Source organism: Luteococcus sediminum, from assembly GCF_054783495.1.
In genome coordinates this window covers 66,765-90,925 of record NZ_BAAGQL010000009.1, presented here as the reverse complement: position 1 = coordinate 90,925, position 24,161 = coordinate 66,765, and the positions used below count along the sequence as shown (strand labels likewise).

25 protein-coding genes and 2 pseudogenes are annotated in these 24,161 nt (G+C 67.4%); 13 read left to right on the top strand and 14 right to left on the bottom strand.

Annotation, left to right across the window (positions count from 1 at the left end):
• Positions 1 to 200: hypothetical protein (locus ACYVKA_RS06155; protein WP_460703891.1), on the bottom strand; the 200-nt coding region annotated here is incomplete at its 3' end.
• A gap of 198 nt (positions 201 to 398) precedes the next feature.
• Here ACYVKA_RS06155 and ACYVKA_RS06150 point away from each other — a divergent pair.
• Positions 399 to 2,297, top strand: a complete 1,899-nt coding sequence (locus ACYVKA_RS06150) for a tyrosine-type recombinase/integrase (protein WP_460703889.1) — start codon at positions 399 to 401, stop codon at positions 2,295 to 2,297.
• A complete protein-coding gene (locus ACYVKA_RS06145; protein WP_460703887.1) occupies positions 2,290 to 2,889 on the top strand; it encodes a DUF6262 family protein in 600 nt (199 codons plus the stop codon). Before ACYVKA_RS06150 ends, ACYVKA_RS06145 begins: the two co-directional genes overlap by 8 nt.
• Before the next feature lie 225 nt (positions 2,890 to 3,114).
• Here ACYVKA_RS06145 and ACYVKA_RS06140 read toward each other — a convergent pair whose 3' ends face one another.
• From ACYVKA_RS06140 to ACYVKA_RS06125, 4 genes are all read right to left on the bottom strand, one after another.
• Positions 3,115 to 3,540 carry a bleomycin resistance protein gene (locus tag ACYVKA_RS06140; RefSeq protein WP_460703885.1) on the bottom strand — a complete coding sequence of 142 codons (426 nt, stop codon included), beginning with the start codon at positions 3,538 to 3,540 and terminating at the stop codon, positions 3,115 to 3,117.
• A gap of 445 nt (positions 3,541 to 3,985) precedes the next feature.
• The gene (locus tag ACYVKA_RS06135; protein WP_460703883.1) at positions 3,986 to 4,423 is read right to left on the bottom strand and encodes a hypothetical protein; all 438 of its coding nucleotides are present in this window, start codon (positions 4,421 to 4,423) and stop codon (positions 3,986 to 3,988) included.
• Between the two features lie 27 nt (positions 4,424 to 4,450).
• Positions 4,451 to 4,894 carry a DUF2599 domain-containing protein gene (locus tag ACYVKA_RS06130; RefSeq protein ID WP_460703881.1) on the bottom strand — a complete coding sequence of 148 codons (444 nt, stop codon included), beginning with the start codon at positions 4,892 to 4,894 and terminating at the stop codon, positions 4,451 to 4,453.
• Between the two features lie 33 nt (positions 4,895 to 4,927).
• Positions 4,928 to 5,512 carry a hypothetical protein gene (locus ACYVKA_RS06125; protein ID WP_460703879.1) on the bottom strand — a complete coding sequence of 195 codons (585 nt, stop codon included), beginning with the start codon at positions 5,510 to 5,512 and terminating at the stop codon, positions 4,928 to 4,930.
• Between the two features lie 653 nt (positions 5,513 to 6,165).
• Here ACYVKA_RS06125 and ACYVKA_RS06120 point away from each other — a divergent pair.
• The 5 genes and pseudogenes from ACYVKA_RS06120 (at position 6,166) to ACYVKA_RS06100 (ending at position 9,586) form a co-directional block, all read left to right on the top strand.
• Positions 6,166 to 6,744, top strand: a complete 579-nt coding sequence (locus ACYVKA_RS06120; RefSeq protein WP_460703877.1) for a recombinase family protein — start codon at positions 6,166 to 6,168, stop codon at positions 6,742 to 6,744.
• 135 nt (positions 6,745 to 6,879) lie between these two features.
• Entirely contained in the window at positions 6,880 to 7,149 is a 270-nt protein-coding gene (locus tag ACYVKA_RS06115) for a helix-turn-helix domain-containing protein (RefSeq protein ID WP_460703875.1), read from the top strand.
• 794 nt (positions 7,150 to 7,943) lie between these two features.
• Positions 7,944 to 9,095, top strand: a pseudogene (locus ACYVKA_RS06110) (IS3 family transposase).
• Positions 8,989 to 9,336: pseudogene (locus tag ACYVKA_RS06105) on the top strand (GrpB family protein); the annotation flags it as partial. The pseudogenes ACYVKA_RS06110 and ACYVKA_RS06105, both read left to right, overlap by 107 nt.
• 13 nt (positions 9,337 to 9,349) lie before the next feature.
• A complete protein-coding gene (locus ACYVKA_RS06100) occupies positions 9,350 to 9,586 on the top strand; it encodes a GrpB family protein (RefSeq protein WP_460703873.1) in 237 nt (78 codons plus the stop codon).
• An 18-nt stretch (positions 9,587 to 9,604) separates the two neighbouring features.
• On the opposite strand, the gene ACYVKA_RS06095 is transcribed toward ACYVKA_RS06100, so the two are convergent.
• The 3 genes from ACYVKA_RS06095 to ACYVKA_RS06085 form a co-directional block, all read right to left on the bottom strand.
• On the bottom strand, positions 9,605 to 9,871 hold the full coding sequence (locus ACYVKA_RS06095; protein ID WP_460703871.1) for a Txe/YoeB family addiction module toxin: 267 nt from the start codon (positions 9,869 to 9,871) through the stop codon (positions 9,605 to 9,607).
• The gene (locus ACYVKA_RS06090; RefSeq protein WP_460703869.1) at positions 9,868 to 10,110 is read right to left on the bottom strand and encodes a type II toxin-antitoxin system Phd/YefM family antitoxin; all 243 of its coding nucleotides are present in this window, start codon (positions 10,108 to 10,110) and stop codon (positions 9,868 to 9,870) included. Before ACYVKA_RS06090 ends, ACYVKA_RS06095 begins: the two co-directional genes overlap by 4 nt.
• Before the next feature lie 411 nt (positions 10,111 to 10,521).
• Positions 10,522 to 11,418: a phosphatase PAP2 family protein gene (locus ACYVKA_RS06085; RefSeq protein ID WP_460703866.1), complete on the bottom strand. Its 897-nt coding sequence runs from the start codon at positions 11,416 to 11,418 to the stop codon at positions 10,522 to 10,524.
• A 127-nt stretch (positions 11,419 to 11,545) separates the two neighbouring features.
• On the opposite strand from ACYVKA_RS06085, the gene ACYVKA_RS06080 reads away from it, so the two are divergent.
• The 5 genes from ACYVKA_RS06080 to ACYVKA_RS06060 all read left to right on the top strand — a co-directional run bounded on the left by ACYVKA_RS06080 (position 11,546) and on the right by ACYVKA_RS06060 (position 15,289).
• Positions 11,546 to 12,952 (top strand): S1C family serine protease, encoded by a 1,407-nt coding sequence (locus ACYVKA_RS06080; protein WP_460703865.1) that lies wholly within the window; start codon positions 11,546 to 11,548, stop codon positions 12,950 to 12,952.
• Between the two features lie 107 nt (positions 12,953 to 13,059).
• A complete protein-coding gene (locus ACYVKA_RS06075; protein WP_460703863.1) occupies positions 13,060 to 13,731 on the top strand; it encodes a response regulator transcription factor in 672 nt (223 codons plus the stop codon).
• 48 nt (positions 13,732 to 13,779) lie between these two features.
• Positions 13,780 to 14,037: a type II toxin-antitoxin system Phd/YefM family antitoxin gene (locus tag ACYVKA_RS06070; RefSeq protein ID WP_460703861.1), complete on the top strand. Its 258-nt coding sequence runs from the start codon at positions 13,780 to 13,782 to the stop codon at positions 14,035 to 14,037.
• A gap of 1 nt (position 14,038) precedes the next feature.
• Positions 14,039 to 14,296 (top strand): Txe/YoeB family addiction module toxin, encoded by a 258-nt coding sequence (locus ACYVKA_RS06065; protein ID WP_460703859.1) that lies wholly within the window; start codon positions 14,039 to 14,041, stop codon positions 14,294 to 14,296.
• Between the two features lie 117 nt (positions 14,297 to 14,413).
• Positions 14,414 to 15,289: a hypothetical protein gene (locus tag ACYVKA_RS06060; RefSeq protein WP_460703857.1), complete on the top strand. Its 876-nt coding sequence runs from the start codon at positions 14,414 to 14,416 to the stop codon at positions 15,287 to 15,289.
• Here ACYVKA_RS06060 and ACYVKA_RS06055 read toward each other — a convergent pair.
• The 4 genes from ACYVKA_RS06055 to ACYVKA_RS06040 form a co-directional block, all read right to left on the bottom strand.
• Complete coding sequence (locus ACYVKA_RS06055) at positions 15,170 to 16,552, bottom strand: sensor histidine kinase (protein WP_460703855.1); 1,383 nt, start codon at positions 16,550 to 16,552, stop codon at positions 15,170 to 15,172. The two genes, ACYVKA_RS06060 and ACYVKA_RS06055, sit on opposite strands and share 120 nt — an antisense overlap.
• A gap of 15 nt (positions 16,553 to 16,567) precedes the next feature.
• The gene (locus tag ACYVKA_RS06050; RefSeq protein WP_460703853.1) at positions 16,568 to 17,701 is read right to left on the bottom strand and encodes a 6-phosphofructokinase; all 1,134 of its coding nucleotides are present in this window, start codon (positions 17,699 to 17,701) and stop codon (positions 16,568 to 16,570) included.
• Positions 17,702 to 17,776: 75 nt separating this feature from the next.
• Positions 17,777 to 18,616 carry an HAD-IIB family hydrolase gene (locus ACYVKA_RS06045; protein WP_460703851.1) on the bottom strand — a complete coding sequence of 280 codons (840 nt, stop codon included), beginning with the start codon at positions 18,614 to 18,616 and terminating at the stop codon, positions 17,777 to 17,779.
• Positions 18,613 to 19,239 (bottom strand): DinB family protein, encoded by a 627-nt coding sequence (locus ACYVKA_RS06040; RefSeq protein ID WP_460703849.1) that lies wholly within the window; start codon positions 19,237 to 19,239, stop codon positions 18,613 to 18,615. The genes ACYVKA_RS06045 and ACYVKA_RS06040 overlap by 4 nt, the downstream gene beginning before the upstream one ends.
• A 58-nt stretch (positions 19,240 to 19,297) precedes the next feature.
• On the opposite strand from ACYVKA_RS06040, the gene hrpB reads away from it, so the two are divergent.
• Positions 19,298 to 21,910, top strand: coding sequence for an ATP-dependent helicase HrpB (hrpB, locus tag ACYVKA_RS06035; protein WP_460703847.1), 2,613 nt, complete (start codon positions 19,298 to 19,300; stop codon positions 21,908 to 21,910).
• A gap of 442 nt (positions 21,911 to 22,352) precedes the next feature.
• Here the strand turns inward: hrpB and ACYVKA_RS06030 are convergent, their stop codons facing one another.
• Together ACYVKA_RS06030 and ACYVKA_RS06025 are read right to left on the bottom strand one after the other, a co-directional pair.
• Complete coding sequence (locus tag ACYVKA_RS06030; RefSeq protein ID WP_460703845.1) at positions 22,353 to 23,261, bottom strand: type IV toxin-antitoxin system AbiEi family antitoxin domain-containing protein; 909 nt, start codon at positions 23,259 to 23,261, stop codon at positions 22,353 to 22,355.
• A 176-nt stretch (positions 23,262 to 23,437) separates the two neighbouring features.
• Positions 23,438 to 24,124, bottom strand: coding sequence for an SH3 domain-containing protein (locus tag ACYVKA_RS06025; RefSeq protein WP_460703843.1), 687 nt, complete (start codon positions 24,122 to 24,124; stop codon positions 23,438 to 23,440).
• Positions 24,125 to 24,161: the final 37 nt, after the last annotated feature.

The window sequence follows — 24,161 nt, the reverse complement described above, 5'->3', positions numbered from 1 at the left end:
ATTTGTGCGCCGATCCGGACTGTCGCAATCCGAATGGAGTCCGGAACACGTTGTGCCCGTACTGTGTTGCCCGACGTAAGCCGCGCAGCAGAACCTTGCAGCGCCGTTTCCACGACTCGCCGTTCGATCCGTGCATTGTCGCCGATGACGGCCGTTGCGGACGCCCCCGCTATTCCGCCACCGGTTTGTGTTTCACTCACCAGTCCCGCTACAAGGAGGCAAACAAGGCCACGCGTGGAATCGGATTAGAGCAGTACATCGCCAGTGCGACACCGCTGGGTCCGCTGTCGGTGTGTGCAGTCTGGGGGTGTCAGCATCAGGTTGTTTACGCGTCAACCCCCTTGTGTTCGACTCATCATCACCAATACAGAGCCCGCACCGAATCGAGCGGTCCGCGGATGAGCCAGCTCGATTTCGCGGCTCAGGCGTTGCCACTTATCCGAGGCCATGAGTTCACTCTCGCTGGCTGCAGCGCAACGCTCGCGGTCGAGGTGCTGTGGATGTTGCAGGAGCGCGATCGGCGTGGGTTCGGGATCTCCATCCTACGGATGAGGAATCTGATGAAGTCCGCGCGTGGCGCAGACACCTTATTCGATGCCGTGCCATCTAACGAGCATGTGGCGAAGCTCCTGCGGATGACGCTGCCGTTGCTGCAGCGACAGCGTGCCCTAGTCGAGGGTACGGATACCTCTGCATCGGACCGGTGGGGACCGGACGTGTTGGAACGGTTCCCGAGCAGCCATGGCACCCGTAGCCGCAACATCGTCATCGACTGGTCTGCCGTGGGGTGCGAGTGGCTGCGACGGCTCGGCAAGACGTGGGCCATCGACACCCTGCCCCAGTATGAGACTCTGCGCTCGGTGCTGCAGGCGATGACGTGGGCGTCGCGAGGATTAGATACGAGCCGGGCCTTCGTCGACTCCCGGTTGGCCGGACGCTCTGACATCGCAGCCATCGTGGCCTATTGCAAACGCCAAACCTCCAAAGACGGCACACCTTTGAGCAGCGACTACGTTCAGCGCCGTTTGTGGCAATTGAGGACAGTTCTGACGTTCTGCCGCTCCGCGGGCTACATGGACAACGTCCCGGGCACGTTCGTGCTCACCACCGATCACCTGAAAGGAAGACCGACCAGCCGTCGTCGAGACGATGATGACCCCGGCAGAGCGCTGCCCGACGTGGTGGTCGAGGTTCTCGACCAGAACCTGGATCGGCTGCGCCCGTCGATGGCCGCGCAATACCGTCTCCAAGGCTGGTCAAACGACGACTACGGATTGATGCGGCAAACCATCTACCAGCTGCTACGTGACACCGGCCGCCGACCCGGCGAGATCACCGCGCTACGCCGCAACTGCCTCGACACCGACCCCGAAGGCCAGCCGATACTGATCTACACCAACTCAAAGGCCGGTCGCCTTGACCGGCGCCTGCACATCACCACTGCCACAGCAGAGGTGGTCACTACCTGGCTGGCGCGGATCTCGACCTTGCGGCCCGACCGGCACACCGCCTACCTGTTCCCGCAAGTCTATTTAGCGGAACCGCACTCGGCCAAGCCTTTCAAGGCGGGTGCGTTCGGGGTCCTCTTTCGAGAGTGGATCGACGCGATCCCCGAATTGGACCCGCTGCTGCGCACCCCTACCAGCCCGGAGGGTGTCATCGATCGCCGCGACGTCATCGCCTACTCGCTGCGCCACACTTACGCTCAACGCCACGCAGATGCTGGCACCCCGGTCGACGTGCTCGCCGCCCTGCTCGACCACAAGAACGTGGCCGTCACCCAGGGCTACTACCGCATCGGGCCGAAACGGAAACGAGAAGCCATCCAACGCGTGGGGGCCTTGGTGATGGACCGCCGCGGCGCACTGCGTCCTGCTGCCGACCACGTTGAATACGAGCGTCGCTCGGTTTCGACAGTGCTCGGCGGCTGTGTCGAACCGTCAAACGTGAAATCCGGTGGAAAATCATGCCCGATCAGGTTCCAGTGTGGCGGCTGTGATCACTACCGGCCAGATCCGTCCTACATTCCCGAGATCGAGCAAGAGATTCGCAAACTCAAGGCCGACGTGCTGGAGGCACAGCTGTGTGCCGCACCACAGGTGGTCGACAACCTCCGCTATAACTTGGCGATGTTCGAAGGAATACTGTCAAAGATGACGGCCAACCTCGACACCCTGGAGCCGCACGAACGCGCAGGCTTAGACGCCGCGATCGGCACCATCCGCAACGCCCGCGAAGTTCACCGAAACGCCTTGCCATTGTTCGTCGTCGAACACCGGAAGCCAGAAAATGACTGACACCCGCACGGCCAACCTCATCGCTGCGCGGCAACGCGCGAGCAAAGAGAAAAACGCTCGCACACTGCACGCCCTGGACCGGCTCCTGCAAAAGGGGGCGCGCATCAGCTTCGCCGCGGTCGCGCGCGAAGCTGACGTCTCTACTTGGCTGGTCTACAACAACCCGGAACTGAAGCAGGCGATCACCGACGCCATGACACGGCCGCGACGACACAATCCGCCAAACTCTACAAAATCAGTAGCGTCGCCGGCCAGCATGCACACTGACCTGGAACTTGCCCGAGCAGAAATCACCACTCTTCGCACCTCTCAACGCAAGTTGCGCGAGCGCCTGCAACGGACCCTCGGCGCTGAGATCGAACAAGTCAGCCGATCTGACCTTGCCGCGCGCATCGCTGACCTCGACACCCTGGTCATCAAACTACGCACAGAAAACGCCGATCTAGCCGAAGCTAACGAGCGGCTCAGCACAGTTACCACGCAACAACGCGACGACCTGGAAACGGCGAACACCCTGCTCCGCCGCTACATGAGAGAAGCCAGCCGAACACAACCAGACAACGATGAAGACCGATCATCGGTGAGATTTTGATCGGGAGAATGCCAGACCGTCGCCACCACAACGACTCGAACAGAACTATCGAGACATGGATCAAGCCACTGGGAAGACTGGTGAGTCGAGGGTTTCGGGGTTACCCAGCCGTTGAAGATGCGCACTCAGGGTGCCTCATGCTCGACAGCAGACTGACGGTTCCACCCGTCTCGTATCCGATGCGTTTTGACACACTGAGGTTACGAGACAGCCCGCTTTCACGAATCACCGGTAGGAGCGGTCGACTGGGGACTGAAACCGGATGAGGTAGCCGTCCGGATCCTGGACTAGGAACTGTTGCACGCCGGCTTCGGCTACTCCAACGTCGTACCACTTTGTCTCTGGCTGCATGAACAGTTCCACTCCCGCTTGATGAAGTGCGTTGGCCAGGGCGGCGCTATCCGAGACGGCGATCTGGAGGTTCACACCTCGCCCCAAGGGGCGCTCCAGGCGACCAGTAATCCAGTTGCGACCAACTCCAGCCTCTTCAAGCATCAGATGGGCTGAGCCGAGGACGATGTACGCAAAGCGATCGTCCGGTCGTGAGTAGCTGATTTTGAACCCGCAGAGACCGCACCAGAACTCGATGCTCGAATCGAGACTCGCGACGAGCAACTCGGGGACGAGCGCGGGTTGGAGAATGCCAGGCATGCGACCATCCTTCCAGCATGGCCTCACCCCGCTGTCCGCGCGGGGTCTTCGAGACGCCGACGGTATTGAGCGCACTATCGAGTTGGCATGGATCATCGACGACAACATTCCGCCTCATATCTCCAAGGATGCGAGGCGCCTCACGGCCGGCTGCAGCGATGCTCGACGACCATGGTGTGGGTTCGATCGCTTGATGGCGGCGTTCTGTGACCACTGGGAATCGCGTCCAGGGTGTCCGATGCCTTGCATCTCATGGGTTACGAGACACTGAGGTTACGAGACACTTTTCCGTGCCGTCATGCGCAGCAAAGACTGCTTCGTGATACCGAGCAAACGTACAGGGGCGAAGATCAGTCTTGCGCGAATTGTCGTTGACGTAAGTTCGCAGTTCATTTGGACGATGGGGGCATGGCAAACAAGCCAGCCCCCATCCTCCGATGTCGAATCAGTCAGGGCTGCTGGCGTTGATATTGCTCAGGGTGTAGATGATCCCCTCGCGTTCCTGGGTAGGAAGCTCAGTACCGTCGAAGTGGACCACCAGCGGGTCGATCTGGACCGCATCCGTACCCACGATTTCTGCGTAGTCAGTAGCCGCGCCCACGGACCCGAATTTCAATAAGGTGAGGTACTCGTTGCCGACCGCCTGAACACAGTCGACCTCGGAGCCGCAGACCTCGGAGGTCAGATCGGTTGAATTGAGGTAGTGCCAGTCATAGCTTCCGGTTGTGAAGCTCTCGACCAGATCAATCTTTGCGCGTGACCATGCATCCGACATCGAAACAAGTGCGCAGCCAGGGACAGTCACCATTGTGACAATCGCTAGTGAAGCCACTGCGATCCTGACGGTGAAGCCCGGTCGCGTCGGGCGGCGAATGTCATGCATGTGCGGCTCCTTCGGTGGTCGTCATGGTCAGCCTGATGATGTCGTCCAGTTACAGCGATGCTTCCACAAGTTGCCCCGTGTCCAACCCGGATATGACGGGCGTCCTGCCTCGAGATCCCAGCGCCAGCCCGAGCCGAGGACGGGGTATCCGTACCTGACATGGCAAACGTATTGTTGTTTCACCGAGGTCGTGTTGGCTCGTGGTTGACGGGCGATGACTTCCGACCAGCCGTTGTTCGTCATGATCTTATAGCCGAGAGCAGTCACCGGGAGGCCACTCCCTCCCGGTGCGACGAGACCGAGAGCTGCGCTGCCTCGATAGATCAGCTGTCCCCACCCCGAGAGCTCCATCGTGTAGACCGGCTTCTTGTTGAATGGGGCCCGGACGTTGTTGCGTACGTAGGCGAACAGGTTCTTGCCAAGCCATGGGTCTGCCACGACGGGATAGGTGAATGTGGCGTCGTGTTCCACGATCTGAGTGACAGTGTTTCCATCGACTTCGTATCAGGTTGGGACCGCTTGGCCATTGGCGTCTTCGGCCCATGCTGGCGCGAGTCCGCCGACGAGCGTGTCGCCGTTCAGGAAGAACAAGCTCTCGCCGTCACGTTGGATGGTAGTTCCCACTGGGAGATCGATCTGATAGGAGTAGGCGACCGGAGCCTCCGGTGACTGGATCACCGTGTTGATCTGGAGGGTTCCGTCTTCGCGCACGATAGGCGTAGTCGTTGACCCATCGTTGTTATCGAACACGACGACTCCATCGCGTGCAGCAACAGCGTCCGAGGCTTCCGCAGACGCGGGCAGCACGATTCCAACGTCTCCTTCGTCCGATTCGAATGTGAGTGGATCGGAGGGGTCCGTCGGCACGGTGATCTGAACATCCTCGATGTCGGCCTCAATAGCCGTATCCCCTCCTTCCTCTGGCGCGAGGTTGATCGCACCGTCGAGAAGCTCAGGACTCACATCCTCGATTGCCTGCAGAGTTTGATCTACCGGATCCTCAGACGGATCCGCCCTTGCCACGTCAGCGCCACCCACAGCAAGGCCGGCGACGAGTGCCAAGACAACGATGCTCTTCAGTGTTCTCACAGGATTTCCTTTTTCTGAACGCTCATGGGCGATGGAAGTATTGAGGTGATGTGATCATGACACATCTAAAGTCGGTTTGAAACACATTCGCGCTGAACACTTCGAGCTTCATGGTGGTAACAGCAACTGATACGTCTGCGGCCTCAATCTTGATTCGCCGAACCGGCTGAGATCACGACCGTAGAGTACTGGTTCCGATGTGAGTTGCGCTCCTGGCGCCTCACCGTGTGGGAGGCGTGACGATCTGATGGACCATGCTGTCCGTGGTGTTCCTCAGGTACTCGGGCGGCGCATGGATGCCTGTGTCGGTTGAGACCGTCAAGGGCTGATCGGTCAAGGCTTGCGGCTCTGCGTCGTAGCCCGGCCTCTTGGCCGGGAGCCTGCTGGACGAGCGTTGAGCCACTTGCCTCCCTGGAGCATTGCGCTGCCGCGGGTCAACAGCGTCCGGCTGTCTGGAGATCGATGTGTCTTGTATCTCTAGGGATACGAGACGTCTCACAGCCGTCTGCACGTCACCCCGCCGTCCCCATGGTTTCCTGCGTGAAACCAGAACGACCCGGACACCCCGGTAGTCTCGTAACTATGTCTCGCAACCGATTGGCCACATCGAGGTACTCAACGTTAGTTATGAGACACCACGAGAGGACGTCGTGGTGAAACTGATTGGCTACGCGCGAGTCTCCACAAGACAGCAGTCGACCGACCGTCAAGAGGTTGACCTCCTTGCGGCCGGTGTCCGCCACGATGATCTCTACATCGACCGAGGCGTGTCAGGGGTTCGAGCATCACGCCCACAGTTTGATCGGGCCATCAGAGCTTTGATAGAGGGCGACACCTTGGTGATCACCACCTTGGATCGGTTGGGACGTTCCACCCAGAACATGCTGGCCCTGGCCAACAAGCTCAGCAGCCGTGGTGCTGGACTACGTGTGCTGAACCTTGGTGGAGGCGACGTCGACACCGCCACTCCAACGGGATCGATGCTGTTCACGATCATGGCCGCACTCGCCCAGATGGAGCATGAGATCAAACGCGAACGTGTCACCGATTCCATCAACAAACGACGCGAAGCCGGCCAAGACCTCGGCGGCCGACCACGAAGAATCACCGACAGCAAAGTTCGCAGCGCGCTGCGCCTCATCGAAGGCGGAGACCCAGCAGCACAAGTCGCTCGAGACCTTGGCATGTCCCGAGCCACGCTCTACCGACGATCAAAGACCCTCAAACCTTGATCGATCGCAAGCGGCAGCCTCCTGCCCCCTTGGCTCGTCACCACTCGAGGCCCAGCCACTACCGTTGATCACCCCTGGATCGTCGACGCTTGTCGCCCATGTGCCTCAGCTGATGTCAACGAGTCAAAGTAGGTATTGACGCTTGTCACAGCCTATATTCGAGCGACTCGAGTACAGATAAGTGCCCGGCAGGCCGAGGGGATTGCCCTGGCCAAGCAGCGCGGTGTCTATAAGGGTCGGGCACGCCGCCTCACCCCCGAGCAGATCGAGCAGGCGCGGCAAAGGGTCGAGACCGGAGTGCCGGTGGCGAAGGTGGCGCGAGATGCCGGGGTGAGCCGACAGACGCTCTACGACGCGCTGAGCGCCAGGAACGCTTACGCGCCGGAAGCATCCGCGTGTCCATAAGGGTCGGAGCCAAGACCAGACGACAATGGGTTATGCCTCACGAGTTGCCAGAGCCCTTGCCTGTGGGCGAGGCGGATATGTTCGACCACCTCAGACTCGCACCCAACGGTCTCTGCTGGTGGTGCCAGGCCCGGCCCGCGACCACCGGGGAGCACAAGTTCAAGCGCACTGACCTTGCTCGGTTGATGGGCGATGATTCGCTGATCTGGGGTGACCGGGAAGGCAACTGGAAGGAGATCAGGGGGAAGAGCGGCATCACGCGCGACCGTCACGGCGTCGTCAAGTTTCCCAAATCGTTGTGTAACCAGTGCAACAACGCGCGGTCTCAGCCGTTCGACAGGGCCTATGACACCTATGCCGAGTACCTGAGCAAGTACTGGGTGCGTATCTCGCCTGGCGTGTCGTTCGCTGAAGTCTTTGGGGTTGACTGGCAAGAGCCGACCCTGAACCTGGCCCGCTACTACGCCAAGCATTTCGGCTGTCGGATGGTGCGGGCAGGGCTCCCCGTCCCGGAGTCCCTGCGCAACTTCATGGACGGCCAGACTGACATGCCCGACGGGCACATGGCGNCTCAGCTGATGTCAACGAGTCAAAGTAGGTATTGACGCTTGTCACAGCCTATATTCGAGCGACTCGAGTACAGATAAGTGCCCGCACCCACGCGGGTCTTGCTGCTGCCCGAGCGCGAGGGCGCAAGGGCGGCAGGCCGAGTGGGCTGACCCCGTTTTGTAGGTCTGGTGGTTCTGGGAGTCGTCCTGTCGCCCGTGGTTGCGGGCAGGGAGACTGGTCAGATCATGTCGAACATCAGGAAGCGTCACACCCCGGAGCAGGTCGTCCGCAAGCTCGGGCAGGCCGACAGGATGCTCGCCGACGGCAGCGACATCGCCGCGGTGTGTCGGGAGCTTGGGATATCCGAGCAGACGTATTACCGGTGGCGTAACCAGTACGGCGGACTGAAGGCCGACGACGCGAAGCATCTCAAGGAGCTGGAGAAGCAGAACGCCACGCTCAAGCGATTGCTGGCCGAAGCGGAGCTGGAGAAGGCCGCGCTCAAGGAGCTGGCCGAGGGAAACTTCTAGGCCCGGGCAGGCGCCGCGCCGCCGTCTCGCACCTGATCAGGACACTGCAGGTGAGCGAGCGGATGGCGTGCCGTCTGGCCGGGCTGAGCAGGTCCGCGTACCGTCGCCCGCTCAAGGGCGACACGGTCGCCGACCCTGATCGCGCGTTGCGAGACTGACTGCGCGCGTGGGCGAACAAGCATCCCCGCTACGGGTACCGGCGGGCGTATCACGACGCCCGGGGTGAGGGCTGGGCGGTGAACCACAAGAAGATCCAACGCCTCTGGCGAGCCGAAGGCCTCCGCGTCCCGCAGCGGCGACGCCGCAAGCGTGTCGGATCCTCGACCGTCGACGCCCCGGCGGCGGTCGCACCGAACCTCGTATGGGCGGTGGACTTCCAGTTCGACGCCGACGAGCGGGGCTGCCCGATCAAGATCTGCTCCATCGTCGACGAGCACACCCGCGAATGCATCGGCGGGCTCGTGGAGCGGTCGATCACCGCCGACCGGCTCACCGCCCACCTCGAAGAGCTCGTCGCCGTCCGCGGAGCACCGGGTGTGCTCCGCGGACGGCGACGGGCCCGAGTTCATCAGCGACGCGATGGCCGACTGGGCGGGTACCCGCACCGGCCTGTTTTACATTCCGCCCGGTTCGCCCTGGCACAACGGATACGTCGAATCGTTCAACAGTCGCCTCCGCGACGAGTGCCTCAACATCAACAGCTTCTACTCACTGCTGCACGCTCAGGTCGTGATCGGCGACTGGAAGACCGAGTACAACCATCAGCGTCGGCACTCATCGCTCGGCTACCTACCCCCGGCCGAGTACGCTCGGCAGTGCACCCATCAAATCGAAACCTACGACTCACAGAGCGACCGGACCGAATGAAGGGGGCGGCCCGCTCCGACAGGCTCTCGGCCACCAGACCACGCGAATCGACCACATCGGATCCACCGCCGTCCCAGACCTGGTCGGGAAGCCGATCATCGACGTGCAGATCAGCGTGGCTGATCTCGCAGCCATCAGTGATTACGGGCCCGGGATCGAGAGCTGCGGCTTCGAGTGGCGCCGCGACCACCCAGAGCTCACCAAGCGCTACTTCCGAGAGCTTCCGTCCCGGCGATGCGAGAACACATATTCATGTGCGCAAGATCGGCAGCTTCGACGAGCAAGCAGCCCTCCTGTTTCGCGACTACTTGCGGTCCCATGCGGACCAAGCCGATCGATGCGCCGCGGTGAAGCGCGAGCACAGCCACCTTCTGGCGACGGACCGGCAGGCCTACGTCGAGGCCAAGGCTCCGACCGTGTGGCAGCTTCTGCAGCGAGCGGATGTGTGGGCGCAGTTGGTCAGGTGGGAGCGGGGATTGAGTGACTGGTGATCGCGGCAGTTCAGTGCGTCACTCGTAGTGGGTCCACATGCGCAGCACGTGCACGACGTGCTCATCCGGGAGCACTTCGTAGACGAGACGGTGTTGGATGTTGATCCGCCGCGAGTAGCAGCCGGCGAGGTCTCCGACGAGCTTCTCGTAGCGTGGCGGTGTCGCGAAGGGATCCTCGGCAATCACGTCGAGCAGTGCCTTCGCCTTCTGCTTCAGTCCCGAGGTTGCGAGCTTCTTGGCGTCCTTCTGCGCCTGCCGCGAGTAGACGATCCGCCAGGTGCTCACCAGTCGAGCTCTTCCGAGCCTGCCTCGATGCCCTCGTCGCGTGCCTCGCGGATCGAGGCTGCCAGACCGGGAACGGACTCCAGGTAGATCGTCTCCTGGATCGCTCGCCAGTCGTCCTCGCCGACGAGCACGGCGTTGCCCCGCTGGCCGGTGATGGTCAGCGGTTCGGACTCCTCGTTGACCTGGTCGATGAGCCGGTACAGGTTCGCTCGAGCGGAGGTGGCAGAAACAGCAGTCATGCCTTTAGCGTACGTCAATACGTACGCATATCAATCATTCCTGAGAACGATCGCCTCTCGGCAGAGGATCGATGTCACGCACGGCAGGAGCTTTCCCTCATCACTCACGATCCTTGGAGTCAACGCACCATACTCACGTGCGATCAGGTTGTTCCGGGGTCAGGCAACCGAGGCGCTGTGGTCCCGACGACGGGTCAAGAAGTGTGAACCCCGCATCGAGCACGGCCTTGCGCAAGCTGGCGGTCCTGTGATGCTGCCGAATTCATCCACGACTGGCGTGTCCCGCCCGGGAACCGCCGCGTGGCAATCGCGCCGGGCAACACAGCATCCGGATCATCGACCAGTGGCGGATCTGTTTCGTCTGGACAGATGCCGGCCCAGACGATGTCTCCAGCCCCCGTCCAGAGCACGTCACACCCGGCCGGCGTCTTCGGCAAGCAGGTCTGTCTTCTGCACCCCGCGCAGCAGCAGGCCCATGCCGGTGAAGGCGACGCCGCAGATGCCCGCCGCACCGCCCAGGTAGCTGGTGAGCTGCTCGGCGCGGGTGGTGACGAAGATCCCGGTGATGTCCCACACCCGGTGCGCGCACAGCCCCGCGACGGCCAGGGCGAAGGCGCCGGCCAGCAGCATCAGGGTGGGCACCACGCGCGAGGCCGGGCGCAGCCGCGGGCGCGGCAGGCGCGACAGCAGCAGGCGTTCCCGCAGCCCCGAGACGGCCAGCGCCGCGAAGGCCCAGGTGAAGCAGACCAGGAAGGCGCCCACCACGTCGGAGGGACGGTGCCACCGGGCGGCCAGCGTCCCGTAGCCGAAGACCACCATCACCGTCGCTCCGATCACCGCGACCAGGCTGCGCAGCACCCGCGGTGCGACGAGCAGGGCCGCGACCATGGCGGAGGCGGCCGCCGTCGTGTGCCCGCTGGGGTAGGTGTTGTGGTGCAGCCCTTCCCAGTCGACCAGCAGTGGCCGGTCAAGCACGTGGTACTTGAGCACCCGGGTGGAGATGTTGGCGGCGGCCACCACCACGGCAGCCTCCAGCGCCAGCAGCCAGCGGCGCCGCAGCAGGGCGGTGAGGGCGACGGCCACCATCACCAGCGCCAGTCCGCTCACGCTGACCACCTCGAGGATCGACTCGAAGGTGGGGGTGACACGTTCGGTGCCGATCTGCGCGCCCAGGTAGCTGAGGGTGTCGATGCGCTGGCCCTGCTCGGTGTCGACGAAGAAGGCCCAGCAGCCCAGCGTCGCCACGCCGCTGGCGACGGCCATCAGCAGGGGACGCACCCATCGGGTGGCAGGGGGCCGAACAATCATGAGGGCCATTCTTCCAGCGGCCGGCAACTGCCCCCGGGGGCCGGCGCGGCTCGGCTCGGCTCGGCTCACAGGCTTCCCACAGCCTGCACAGTGGGTTTTCCAAGATTTTCGACGTTGACTGGCAGGCATGAACAGCGACAGCCAGGGATGGGACGCCCCCGGGTCCGACGACTGGTTCTGGCAGCGCCACGAGACCACCGGCGACCAGACCGGTCAGGCCGTCACGGACGCGTCGGCACCCGTGCCGGCCCAGCCGCGGCCCGAGGCGCAGGGGGTGCCCGTCGAGGACACGCAGGTGATCCCGCTCGAGCACACCCAGCAGATTCCCGCGCAGCCCACCGAGCTCACCGACATCGTGCCTGCTGCCGCCCCGGCCGCCGTCGAGGCGCCCCGCCGCAGCACCACCCGCGGTCTGCTCACCGGGCTCGCCATCGGCGCGATGCTGGGCGCAGGCGTCGCCGGGCCGGCCGTCCTGCACCTGGCCAACCAGCGGGTGGCCGAGCAGCGGGCGACCGCACCCGCCACCCGACAGGAGCCCAGCCAGCAGGCGCCAACCCTGCAGCCCTCCCAGACAGAGCCCACCCTGCAGCCCTCCCAGACCGGTCGGGCCCGCCAGTCGCAGGTTGGCGCCGACCAGTCGCGGGGCGTGGTGCTGATCGAGGCCGGCAGCAACAATGCCCGGGGCGCCGGCACCGGAATGGTGGTCAGTCCCGACGGCAAGGTGCTCACCAACTACCACGTGGTGCAGTCCAGTACCCGGGTGCAGGTCACCGTCGCCGCCACCGGCCAGCAGTACACCGCCACGGTGCTCGGCCACGACGCCAGCTCCGATGTCGCCCTGCTGCAGCTCCAGGACGCCAGCGGCCTGGAGACGGTCAAGCTCGACGACGACGAACTGGCCAGCGGCGACCAGGTGACCGCCGTCGGCAATGCCAACGGCCAGGGCTTCCTCACCGCGGCCACTGGCCGGGTCACCCAGCTGGATGCCACCGTCACCGTCAACAACGCGTCCTCGCCGTCGGGCAGCGAGCGGCTGACCAATGTCATCCGCACCACCGCCCAGGCCCAGCCGGGCGACTCGGGCGGCCCGATGTTCGACGACGAGGGCGAGGTGGTCGGCATGACCACCGCCGGCAGCCAGGCCGCCGGCGGCATCAACACCCACGACGCCACCATCGCCAGCTATGCCGTGCCGATCGAGCGCGTCAGGGGCATCATCGAGCAGATCCAGCAGGGCAAGGAGTCCGGCACGGTGCGCATCGGCGCCAATGCCTACCTGGGCATCACCATCACCACCCGGCAGTCGACGGTGCGGGTGGCCTCCGTGGTGGCCGACGGGCCCGCAGCCAAGGCCGGTCTGGTCGCCGGCAGCGTGCTGCTGTCCCTCGACGGGGCCACCATCGACTCGCATGCGGCCCTGACGGAGGTGCTGGCCACCCACCAGCCCGGCGACCTGGTGGAGCTGGAATGGCTCGACGCGCAGGGCCAGACCGCCAGCGGCACCGTCGAACTGGGGAACAGCCCGATCAACTGAGCCCAGGCAGGCGTGGGCGGAGTCCTGCCGTCCGTCGCCCGGGCCTATGCTGAACATCATCCGGACGACGTGGCCCAGTGCGGGGCCCTCGAGGCAGGAGGACGACGGTGAGGCTGTTGCTGGTGGAGGACGACCGCTCACTGGCCGAGGTGACGCGCCGCGGGCTCACCGCCGAGGGGCACGTGGTCGACGTCGCCCGCGACGGCAAGGAGGGCTGCCTCAAGGCGATCCACGGCGAGTACGACGTCGTCATCCTCGACATCATGCTGCCCGGCCTCAACGGCTACGACGTGCTCAAGCAGATGCGCAGCCACGAGGTGTGGACGCCGGTGCTGATGCTCACCGCCAAGGATGGCGAGTGGGACCAGGCCGATGCCTTCGACCTGGGTGCCGACGACTACCTCACCAAGCCCTTCAGCTTCGTGGTGCTCAATGCCCGCCTGCGGGCGCTGGCCCGTCGCGGGGGCCACGAGCGCCCCACCCAGCTCACCGCCAAGGGACTGGTGCTCGACCCGGCCACGCACCTGGTCAAGCGCGGTGACCGCGCCATCGACCTGACGCCGCGCGAGTTCAACCTGCTGGCCTACCTGATGCAGCAGAAGGGTGCCGTGGTCACCAAGGCCCAGATCCTCGACGGCGTGTGGGGCAGCAGCCATGACGGCGACCCCAATGTGGTCGAGGTCTACGTCGGCTACCTGCGCAAGAAGATCGACGCGCCCTTCGGTGAGAACTCCATCCAGACCGTGCGCGGCGTCGGCTACCGGCTCGCCACCGACTGACGGGCCGTCACCGGCACCTAGCTGTACAGGATTCTGTACAATAGGGTCATGAAGACCATGACCTACTCCGAGTCACGCGCCCGCTATGCCGAAGTCCTGGACCGCGTCGTGGACGACCGCGAGGAGATGGTCATCACCCGCGCAGGGCACGAGCCGGTGGTGATCGTCTCCCTGGCCGACTACGAGTCGCTGCGCGAGACCGCCTACCTGATGCGCTCGCCGGCCAATGCCCGCCGCCTCCTCGACTCCATGGAGGAGCTGGAGGCTGGACGCGGCAGGTCCCACGGCCTGCTGGAGGACGACTGACGTGCTGCTCGTGTGGAGCGAGAATGCCTGGCAGGACTACCTGTGGTGGCAGGCCCAGGACCGCAAGGTGCTGAAGAGGATCAACACCCTGCTCGCCGATGTGGCCCGCAACGGGAATGAGGGCATCGGCAAGCCCGAGGCGCTCAAGCACGACTTCGCCGGCTACTGGTCACGGCGCATCACCGACGAGCACCGCCTGGTCTACAAGATCGCCGACGACGAGGTTCGCATCGCCGCCTGTCGCTACCACTACGGGTGACCGTCGCGGGGTGATCGTCTCCGGTCCGGTGGAGGCGCCCGGCCCATCCATCGGCCAAGCCCTGTCCGCCAGACGGCCGACAGCAGCTGAGCACTGCCGCTGGCAGGGTGGGTGGCGATGAACCAGCCCAGCCAGACCTTCACCCTCCGCGTCGGCGGCCACGACTACGTCGCCGAGTGCAGCGGACGCCTGACCACGCACGTGCGACTGCTGCGCGACGGCGACGAGGTCCTGTCGGGCACCGAGGTGGACACCACCGGCACGATCCGCGACGACGACGTGCCCGAAAGCCTGTGGCTGCGCCGCACCCGCACCGGACGCGTGCGTCGCGTCACCCTCAAGGGAGTTGGGCGCGAGGTGGACATGGACCCCGAGCCCGGCTCTCCGGCCGCGGTGCGGCTGGAGAAGGAGCGCCAGCACCCCTGGCGCTATGCGGCACTCGACGTGCTCACCGCCGTCGTCGGTGTCCTGGTCCCGCTGCTGGGCCTGGGCGCCTTGCTGAAGTGGCTCATCGCCCCGCTGCTGGCCTGGCTGCTCGGCCTGCTGCCCGACATCAGCCTGCCGCCGATCCCCTGGCCCGACATCGACTGGCCGGGCATCCCGTGGCCCGACATCGACTGGCCCAGCATCCCGTGGCCGCACGTCGACCTGTCCTGGATCCCCGACTTCACCCTGCCCGCCTGGCTGGTCTGGATCCTCGACCACGAGAGGCAGGTCAAGCCCGTCCTGTTCGCCACCGTCATCGCCGTCGCCGAGGTGCGGCGCCGCCGCAAGCAGGACCGCGAGAAGGCGCGGCTGGCCGACAACGAGCGCCGCGAACTGCTCACCCGCCTCGCCCGGGCCATGCAGCAGGTGGCCGAGACCGGGCCCCGCTCAGTCAGCGGCCGGCAGCCACACCTCGAAACGCGCCCCGCCCCACTGCGAGTCGGTGACCCGGACGCGCCCGCCGTGGGCGGTGACCAGCTGGTTCACGATCGCCAGCCCCAGGCCTGAGCCGCCCTCGTCACGCGAACGGGACTCCTCCAGGCGCACGAAGCGCTGGAAGACGCGCTCCCGATCGCCCGGCGCCACACCATTGCCGTCATCGGAGACCCACAACAACACACCGCCGTCGGCGCCCTCACCCAGCCCCACCTCGATGCGGGACTTCGCATGCCGGGCGGCGTTGTCGCACAGGTTGCGCAGCACCTGCCCCAGCTTCGCCGGATCGGCCCGCACGCGCCGCGCCGTGATCGCCGTGCTCACCTCGAGGTCGAAGGAGCTGCGCAGCCGGGCCGCCTCCTGGACCGCCAGGTCGTCAAGGTCCACCTCGGTCAGGGACAGCCGCGTCCCGCCGTCATCGCCCCGGGAGAGCTCCAACAGCCCCTGGACCAGCTGGTTGAGCCGCGCCGTCTCATCGCGCATCAGCGGGCCCATCTCCCGCCAGGTGTCCAGGCTGTCCTCCATGGTGGCGATCTCCAGCGCCCCCGCCAGGCTCGCCAGCGGCGAGCGCAACTCGTGGCTGGCGTCGGAGATGAAGTGCTGCTGGATGTGCTGGGCATGTTCCAGGCGGCCCAGCATCTGGTTCATCGTCAACGCCAAGTCGCGCACCTCGTCCTGGCTGGGCGGCACCGGCACCCGCTCGTCGAGGGTGCTGGAGGTGATGCCCTCCACCCGCTGGTTGATCTCGTCCACGGTCCGCAACGCCCTACCCGCGACCCACCAGGCGGTCAGGCCGGCCAGCAGCATCGCCAGCGGGACCGCCGCCAGCAGCAGCGCCACAGTGAGGGTGACCGCGCTGTGCTGCTCCTCCTGCGAGGTGGCCACCACGGCGACGTAGTAGTCCCCGTCGTGCTTCACCCCTTGGGCGACGACCAGGTCACGGTGTTCGTTGCGGTCACCCGGGCCCCACCAGGTGACCTTGCCCTGCTCCACCACCTCGCCGGGCACCGGGCGCGCCGAGCTCAACGGGGTGCGGTAGCGCAGGTGCGAGGTCCACAGCACCTTGCCGTCGCTGTCGAGCACCTGCGCCCGGAAGCCCTCGTCGAGCACCAGCTCACCGGGCAGTGAGTCACCGCCGTAGGCCGCGACGTGCATGGCGGTGCGGTGGGCGACCTCGTGGGCCGCCGTCGACTGGGCATTTGCCAGTGAATTGGTGAGCAGGTTCGCCAGCACCAGGATGCCCACCAGCAGCGGCACCGCCACCATGGTCACGGCGACGGCGGTGAGCTGCTTGCGGATTCCCCAGCGGGCCCAGAAGTCGAGCGGTCTGCGCATCCCTCGGCAGGGCCCTCAGTCGCCCAGGCCGGTGCCCACCTGGCGGGCGGCGGTGATCCAGTCGTGGTCGGTGGGGACGTACTTCACCTTGCCTGCCACCTTGTCCAGCGGTACCTGCACCACGCGCTGGCCCTGGGTGCCGACCATCACGCCGAACTCGCCGCGGGCCACCGCATCGGCACCGGCGGTACCCAGGCGGGTGGCCAGCAGCCGGTCGTGGGAGCAGGGAGTGCCGCCACGCTGCACATAACCCAGGATCGACACGCGCGACTCCAGGCCGGTGGCGGCCTCCAGGTCGTGCGCGAGGGTGATCGTGTTGTCGCGATGCTTGGCCTCCACCGCCTTCTTGTGGTTCTTGGCGGCGACCCGTCCAGCGTCGGTGTCCGCCTCGCGCACCAGGGCCTCCGCGGCGGCGATCTCGGCGGCATCGGCGACGGTCCGGGCGCCCTCCGCGACGGCCACGACGCTGAAGGTGGAGCCGCGCTGGACGCGCTGCTCGATCGTGGCGGCGATGGAGTCGATGGTGTAGGGGATCTCGGGCAGCAGGATGATGTCGGCGCCGCCGGCGATGCCCGAGCCGAGCGCCAGCCAGCCGGCGCGGTGGCCCATGATCTCGGCCACGATGATGCGGTGGTGGCTGTGGGCGGTGGAGTGCAGCCGGTCGACGGCCTCGGTGGCGATCTCCAGCGCCGTCTCGAAACCGAAGGAGTCGTCGGTCTCGACGATGTCGTTGTCGATGGTTTTGGGCAGGTGGATCACGTTCAGGCCGGCCTTGAGCAGGCGATTCGCATTCTTGGCGGTGCCGCCGCCACCCAGGCAGACCAGCGCGTCGAGCTTGTTCTTCTCGTAGTTCTCCACGATCGTCGGGATCATGTCGCGCTGCTCGCCGTCGACCACCATGCGGTGCACCTTGTCGCGGCTGGTGCCCAGGATGGTGCCGCCGACGGTCAGGATTCCCGACAGCGCCGAGCCGTCCAGCTCGACGGTGCGGTTCTCGGCCAGCCCGCGCATGCCGTCGCGGAAACCCACCAGCTCCATGCCGTGGTTGCCGATGGCCGCCTTGCCGAAGCCGCGGATCGCCGAGTTCAGGCCCGGGGCGTCGCCACCGGCGGTGAGGATGCCGACGCGCTTGGTCTTCTTGCTGGCCATGGATGCTGCCTTCCTTCGAGGTTCGTCACCCTCCACGTTAGCCAGCCGGGGCCCGATGGTGGAGGGCTTGCGCGCTCAGCGTGACAGGTCCGCGACGGGTGCCAGCCCCGCCAGCTCGCGCACCAGCGCGAACAGGTCATCGCTGCCGGCGCCCTCCACCCGGTGCGTCGCCGCCCCGACCACGGCCGGCGCGCACGGCTGCACGGCGATGCTGGTGCCGGCCCAGCGGAGCATCGGCACGTCGGTGGCCGAGTCGCCCGCCGCCAGCACCTGGTCGGCGCCCAGGCCCAGGTGCTCGCACAGCGCAGCCAGCGCATTGGCCTTGCCCGAGGCGGCCGGCCAGATGTCGTGCAGGCCCATGCCCGAATGGGTCAGGTTGAGCCCCTCGATGCCGGCCACGGCCCGCTCCAGCGCAGCGAGGTGGCTGTCGGGGCCCTCGACGAGGATCTTGCGGCACTCCAGCCCCACCAGGGAATCGGCCTCGACGGAGTCGGTGCGCACGGTCGCGGTGCACCAGGTGTCGCGCTCCTCGCGGTCGATCGCCTCGGCCCGGCCGTGGGCCAGCCAGCGGCCGTCGCTGACGTAGACATTGATCGCGCCCTGCCCGTCGGGCCCGGGGCGGGTCATGGCCGCCAGCGCTTCGGCCAGCTCGTCGCTGACGGTGAAGCCCACCTCGTGGACGGTGCTGCCGTCTGCGCCGCGCGTCAGGGCGCCGTTGTAGCTGATTCGCGGCAGTGGCACGCCGATCGCCTCGTTGACCACCGTCATCGACTCGTCCAGCCGGGCACTGGCCAGTGCGACGGGCAGCCCGTCAGCCACCAGCGCCCGCACCTGCGCCGCGGCCCGGTCGGTGATCCGGTGCCCGGTCAGCAGCAGGGTCTGGTCCAGGTCGAAGACCGCCAGCCGGATGCTCACTGTTCCTCCTTGGTCCCGGTGCCCAGCCCACCGACCGCGGCCTGCTTGGCCAGGGTGCGCAGGTGCATCAGGTGTTCGTCCCAGAAGGGGTCGCCGTCGCGCGGCGCGCCCGGGCCCGACAGGTTGCCGTTGGCGGCATTCAGCCCGGCCATCCCGTCGACCTGCTCGCGCACGATGTCGGCATGGCCGGCATGACGGGCGGTCTCGACAGTGACGTGCAACAGGACCTGCTCCAGCGTCATCGGCTCGGTGCGCCACGGCACCCGCGCCACGGCATCCAGCTGCAGCTCCTCGCAGGTCTGGCGGGAGGCGGCGATCGCGTCGCGGTAGGTCCGGACGACCTGGTCGGCGGACTCCTCGGCGGTGGCGTAGAAGTCACTCATCCGGTCGGCATCGGCACGCAGGTGCGGCAGGTCGGGGTAGGGACGGCCGAAGCTCACCTGGAAGTAGCCGTACTCGACCGCGGCCAGGTGCTTCACCAGTCCCAGCAGGTTGGTGCCGGTGGGGGTGTAGGGCTCGCGCAGGGCCGGCTCGTCCAGTCCGTCGACCTTCCACAGCACCGCCTCGCGCACGCTGTCGAGGTAGCCGGTGAGCAGGGCCTTGGTCTGGCTGGGGGTGTCCATGGCTCCACGCTATCGACTGTGCCGAAGACCTGCCTGCCCCGGTGGGATGATGGTCCCCATGCCCTTCGACCTGCAGCGCATCGGTGCCGGACTGCCCGTCGCCGCCGTCCGCGACGAGCTGGAGTCGGTGCTGCGCGACGGCCGGGTGGCGGTGGTGCAGGCGCCGCCCGGCACCGGCAAGACCACGCTGGTGCCGCCGCTGGTCGCCGAACTACTGGATGCCGAGCGGCTGGATTCCGAGCTCCGGGATTCCGGGGCCGGCCGCGTCGTGGTCACCCAGCCACGACGGATCGCCGCCCGCGCCGCCGCCCGTCGCCTGGCGGGGCTGTCCGGATCACGGCTGGGCGAGGCCGTCGGCTACAGCGTGCGCGGCGAGCACCGAGCCTCGGCCGCCACCCGCGTCGAGTTCGTCACCACCGGTCTGCTGGTGCGACGGCTGCTGTCCGACCCAGCCCTCGACGGCATCGGTGCCGTCGTCCTCGACGAGGTGCACGAACGCTCCCTCGACTCCGACCTGTGCTTCGCGATGGTGCGCGAACTGCGCGAGCTGCGCCCCGACCTGGTGGTGGTCGTCATGTCGGCCACCCTCGACGCCCCACGCTGGGCCGGCCTGCTCGGCGACGACGAGCCCGCGCCGGTGGTGTCCGTCGCCGCCGACCTGCACCCGCTCCAGGTGCAATGGGCCCCCACCCCGCCCGGCACCCGACGCCTCGACGCGCGCGGCGTCACCCCCGGCTTCCTCGACCACCTGGCCGCCACCACCGTGCGCGCCCTGGCCAGCCACGACGAGGGTGACGCCCTGGTCTTCGTCCCCGGCGCACGGGAGGCCGAGGCCGTCGCCGAGCGCCTGCGCGGCAAGGGGATCGACGCCGCCGCCCTCTACGGCGCGATGGACGCCCGCAGCCAGGACGCGGTGCTCTCCGGTGCCGGGAGCGACTGCGCCGGACGCCGGGTCGTCGTCGCCACCGCCGTCGCCGAGAGCTCACTGACCGTGCCCGGAGTGCGGATCGTCATCGACGCAGGACTCTCCCGGGAACAGCGCCACGACAGCGGCCGCGACATGGGCGGCCTGGTCACCGTCAGCGAGTCCCGCGCCTCGGCCGACCAGCGCGCCGGACGCGCCGCCCGCCTCGGCCCTGGCTTGGCCGTGCGCGTCTTCCCCGAGTCCGACTGGCCCCGGATGCGCCCCTTCACCACCCCCGAGGTTGCCACCGCCGACCTCACCGGCGCCGCCCTCACCCTGGCCTGCTGGGGCGCCCCCGGCGGCGAGGGCATGGCCCTGCCCGACGCACCCCCGGCAGCCTCGCTCGCCTCGGCCGTCGCCACCCTGCAGGCCCTGGGCGCCGTCGACGCCGACGGACGCGCCACCCACCGCGGCCGCCAGATGGCCGCCGTCCCCGCCGAGCCCCGGCTCGCCCGCGCCCTGTTCGACGCATCACCCCTGGTCGGGGCCCGCTTCGCCGCCGAGGTCGTCGCCATGCTGGCTGGCGACGAACGCGCTCCCGGCGCAGACCTGGAGGCCCAGCTGCGAGGCTCCAGCTCCAGCTCCAGCTCCCGCACCCCCGCCGGGCAGCGGTGGCGCCACGAGGCCGACCGCCTGCAGCAGGTCGCCGAACGCTCCCACGGACTCCCGCTCGACGTCGCGGCACCCACCGACCGGGCCCAGGCCCTCGGGCTGGTCGTCGCCCTGGCCCACCCCGACCGGATCGCGCGGCGTCGCGACCAGGGGGAGCGCGGCGGCTCCTGGCTGCTCGCCTCCGGCACCGGCGCCCTCCTGCCCCGCGGCAGCCACCTGGCCACCGCCGGGGTGGACTGGCTGGCCGTCGCCGAGGTGGGCCTGGCACACACCAGCGACGGATCGGGCGCGGTGATCCGTGCCGCGGCCCCCATCACGCAGGAACTCGCCGAACAGGTCGCCGCGCCGCTGCGCGTCAGCGAGACCCAGGCCGCTTGGACCGGCGGCAAGGTCAGTGCCCGCCGCGTCGACCGGATCGGCGCCATCGAACTGTCCAGCACCCCCGTCGCCCCCACCGCCGAGGACGGGCGCACCGCCGTCGTCGAGGCCCTGCGACGCGACGGGCTCGGCCTCGACGGCCCCGGCCTGCTCACCTGGCCCGAGCCCACGCTGGCCCTGCGACGACGCCTGGCCCTGCTCCACCACCACCTCGGCGAGCCCTGGCCGGCGATGGATGCCGATTCCCTGCTCGAGGCGGCCGAGCTGTGGCTCGGCCCCGAACTCGACCGGCTCGCCCGCGGTGCCCGCGCCGAACAGCTCGACCTCACCAGCGCCCTGCGTCGCCTGTTGCCCTGGCCCGCCGCCACCCGGCTCGACGAACTGGCCCCCGAACGACTCGAGGTGCCCACTGGCTCCCACGTGCGGCTCGACTACCCCGAACACCCCGACGGGCGCGTGGTGCTGGCGGTGAAGCTGCAGGAATGCTTCGGACTGCTCGCCACGCCCACCGTCATCGACGGCCGCGTCCCGGTGCAGCTGCACCTGCTCAGCCCCGCCCGTCGCCCCCTGGCGATCACCGACGACCTGGCCAGCTTCTGGACCAATGCCTATCCGGGCGTGCGCGCCGAGAACCGCGGCCGCTACCCGAAGCACCCCTGGCCCGAGGACCCGCTGACGGCGCCTCCCCGCCGGGGAACGACCAGATTGGGACGGTGAGCAGGCCCTGGGGCGATACCCTCTGGCGGTTCCCACCCGTTCACGAGGAAGGGACCCCCATGGCTGACCGACTCTCCCAGCCACCGGTGGTCGTCGAACCGAAGAAGCCCAGGCGCGACAATACGCACTGGCCCTGCATCGAACCGTCGGTTTCCTGCAGTCGATGTTCAGCCCGCTGGTGGGCGAGCAAGTGCTGCAGATCCTCCATGCCCCGATGACCACGGCTACAGCGGCGAGGATGAGGTGAAGCTCGGCAGGATCCCGCGTCCGCTGGACACCCAGGGTCAGCTCCCCGCCACCCCCTACCCGATCCTGCCCGAGGATGGTGGCTCCAGCGCCGCACCCCGGCACTGAGCGGCACGCAACGACAAAGACCTCGGAAGATCTGGTCCCCTGGAGGGACCGGATCTTCCGAGGTCTTTTGGTGGGTGCCCAGTGGTGGTCAGCTGCACCGGCGGCAGCGGCTGGGCGAACCCTGCCACCCGAGGCGCCACAGCACCTCGGTGACCTGACGCGCCGTGGCGCAAGGACGGTGGGCGCAGTCGGTCCAGCCGAAGCGCAGGTGGTGCAGGCCCCGCAGGGCAGCGGCATTGTCCTTGGCCATGTCACGAAAGGCCCCAGTGCCCTCGTGCCCCAGCCGGCCGTCCAGCTCGACCACCAGGCCCAGCTCATAGACCACGTCGCGTCGCTGGCCTTCCCCGTCCACTTGGCGAATGCCTGCCGGCAGCTGGTGTGCCCTCTCCACATCGCGCAGGTATCGCACCTCCAGCGGGCTCTCCAGCCCTTCCTGGCTCTCGGCCAGTAGGTCTTCGAGCACTATCCGCTGGGGAAAACGCGTGCGCCTGCCGAGGGCTCGCCGCAGGGCCCGGCGGCTCATGCCGGCCCGACTGGCGGCCGTGACCAGCTCCTCCGCCGCCACCGGCTCGGCCGCGCAGGCATCGAGCACCGCCTCCTCGATGGGGCTGCGCGGCGGGTTCCCCCTGGGGCGCGGCAGGTGCAGGGTTCGGCGGAACTGCCAGACCTGCTGGTTGGCGCGGCGCACATGCTCGGGCAACAGGATCTCCACCACGGGAGGTTCACCCGCCACGCCAGCCAGCGCCAGGGCCGCGCGGCCCGCCACCTGGCTGCCCTCGCCTCCCAGCAGGACGCCGCCCCAGCCCAGGGCCCTCAGGTCTGCCTGCGCATGGTGGGTGAGGTAGATCCCGGGAGCGAGACGTCGCCACTGCCCCTGGTCCACCAGGCGCAGGAGCTGCTTGCGGGGCAGGCCGCACCTGAGGGCCTGCTGGCGGGTGAGGACCCCCGCCTGGTGTCGTGCGAGGTGGAGGCTCTCGCGCAGCGGGTCGAAGTTCATGCCAGGAGCATGTGGCTGCGGCCTCGGCTGGGGTCATCCCAGCGGGCGTCTGTGGACGACGATTCCGGGCCTCCGGCGCCTGTGGACGAGGCCAGACGACAAGGATCTCGGAAGATCCGGTCCCCTGGAGGGACCGGATCTTCCGAGATCTCTTGGCGGTGGGGTCTGGAAGGGCCTCAGCGCACGCTGACGTGCACGTGGTTCTTGTGGTTGGCGTTGTCGCTGCCGCGGTTCGGCATGCGGCGCCAGCCCTCGCGGCTGCGCTGCACGCTCCAGATCTGCTGGTTCCAGATCACATAGGTGATGCCCAGGCGCGAGGCATTGGCGCGCAGGTGCTCGGCGATGGCCTGGCCCAGGGCGGCATTGGACTTGTAGTCGGGGATCATGATGTCGACCGCGCGCCCGGTGTTGTGGTCGCTGCCGGCCTCATTGCGGCGGCCGTACATGGTGGCGATCTGCGGGAAGTTCGCGGCAACCTCGCGGGCCACCTTGGTGCCATTGGCCACCACACCCGAGGGCATGGTCACCGTGGAGGCGACGGCCGCGGCGGGGGCGGAAGAGGTGACCTGGCGGGAGGGCGTGTTGCTGGTGGTCATGTACCGCGAGGAGATGTAGGCCACCCGGCCGCGGTGGCGCACCGGCTGCCAGACTCCCTTGCGCGGGCCGACGAGGACCACCGTGGCGCCCTTGCGGGCGACGCCGAGCGAGGCGCTGCGCGTGGTCGCGGCGGCGCGCACGTTCACGTCGCCCGTGATGCGCGCGGTGGCGGCGGCCTCGGCGGTGCCGGCGCTGGTCAGCGGGATGACGCCGACGGCAGCGACGCCAGCGGCGGAGAGGCAGAGGGTGCGGCGGGTGATGGTCACGGGGTCTCCTTGCGCAGCATGCGGCAGCGGGGTGGGG

Coding starts and splice junctions, on each gene's coding strand:
- ACYVKA_RS06040 (WP_460703849.1), bottom strand. CDS start 19,239: ATGGACACCCCCAGCCAGACCAAGGCCCTGCTCACCGGCTACCTCGAC.
- ACYVKA_RS06060 (WP_460703857.1), top strand. CDS start 14,414: ATGAACCAGCCCAGCCAGACCTTCACCCTCCGCGTCGGCGGCCACGAC.
- ACYVKA_RS06080 (WP_460703865.1), top strand. CDS start 11,546: ATGAACAGCGACAGCCAGGGATGGGACGCCCCCGGGTCCGACGACTGG.
- ACYVKA_RS06145 (WP_460703887.1), top strand. CDS start 2,290: ATGACTGACACCCGCACGGCCAACCTCATCGCTGCGCGGCAACGCGCG.
- ACYVKA_RS06090 (WP_460703869.1), bottom strand. CDS start 10,110: ATGACTGCTGTTTCTGCCACCTCCGCTCGAGCGAACCTGTACCGGCTC.
- ACYVKA_RS06070 (WP_460703861.1), top strand. CDS start 13,780: ATGAAGACCATGACCTACTCCGAGTCACGCGCCCGCTATGCCGAAGTC.
- hrpB (WP_460703847.1), top strand. CDS start 19,298: ATGCCCTTCGACCTGCAGCGCATCGGTGCCGGACTGCCCGTCGCCGCC.
- ACYVKA_RS06140 (WP_460703885.1), bottom strand. CDS start 3,540: ATGCCTGGCATTCTCCAACCCGCGCTCGTCCCCGAGTTGCTCGTCGCG.
- ACYVKA_RS06135 (WP_460703883.1), bottom strand. CDS start 4,423: ATGCATGACATTCGCCGCCCGACGCGACCGGGCTTCACCGTCAGGATC.
- ACYVKA_RS06055 (WP_460703855.1), bottom strand. CDS start 16,552: ATGCGCAGACCGCTCGACTTCTGGGCCCGCTGGGGAATCCGCAAGCAG.
- ACYVKA_RS06030 (WP_460703845.1), bottom strand. CDS start 23,261: ATGAACTTCGACCCGCTGCGCGAGAGCCTCCACCTCGCACGACACCAG.
- ACYVKA_RS06050 (WP_460703853.1), bottom strand. CDS start 17,701: ATGGCCAGCAAGAAGACCAAGCGCGTCGGCATCCTCACCGCCGGTGGC.
- ACYVKA_RS06085 (WP_460703866.1), bottom strand. CDS start 11,418: ATGATTGTTCGGCCCCCTGCCACCCGATGGGTGCGTCCCCTGCTGATG.
- ACYVKA_RS06150 (WP_460703889.1), top strand. CDS start 399: ATGAGCCAGCTCGATTTCGCGGCTCAGGCGTTGCCACTTATCCGAGGC.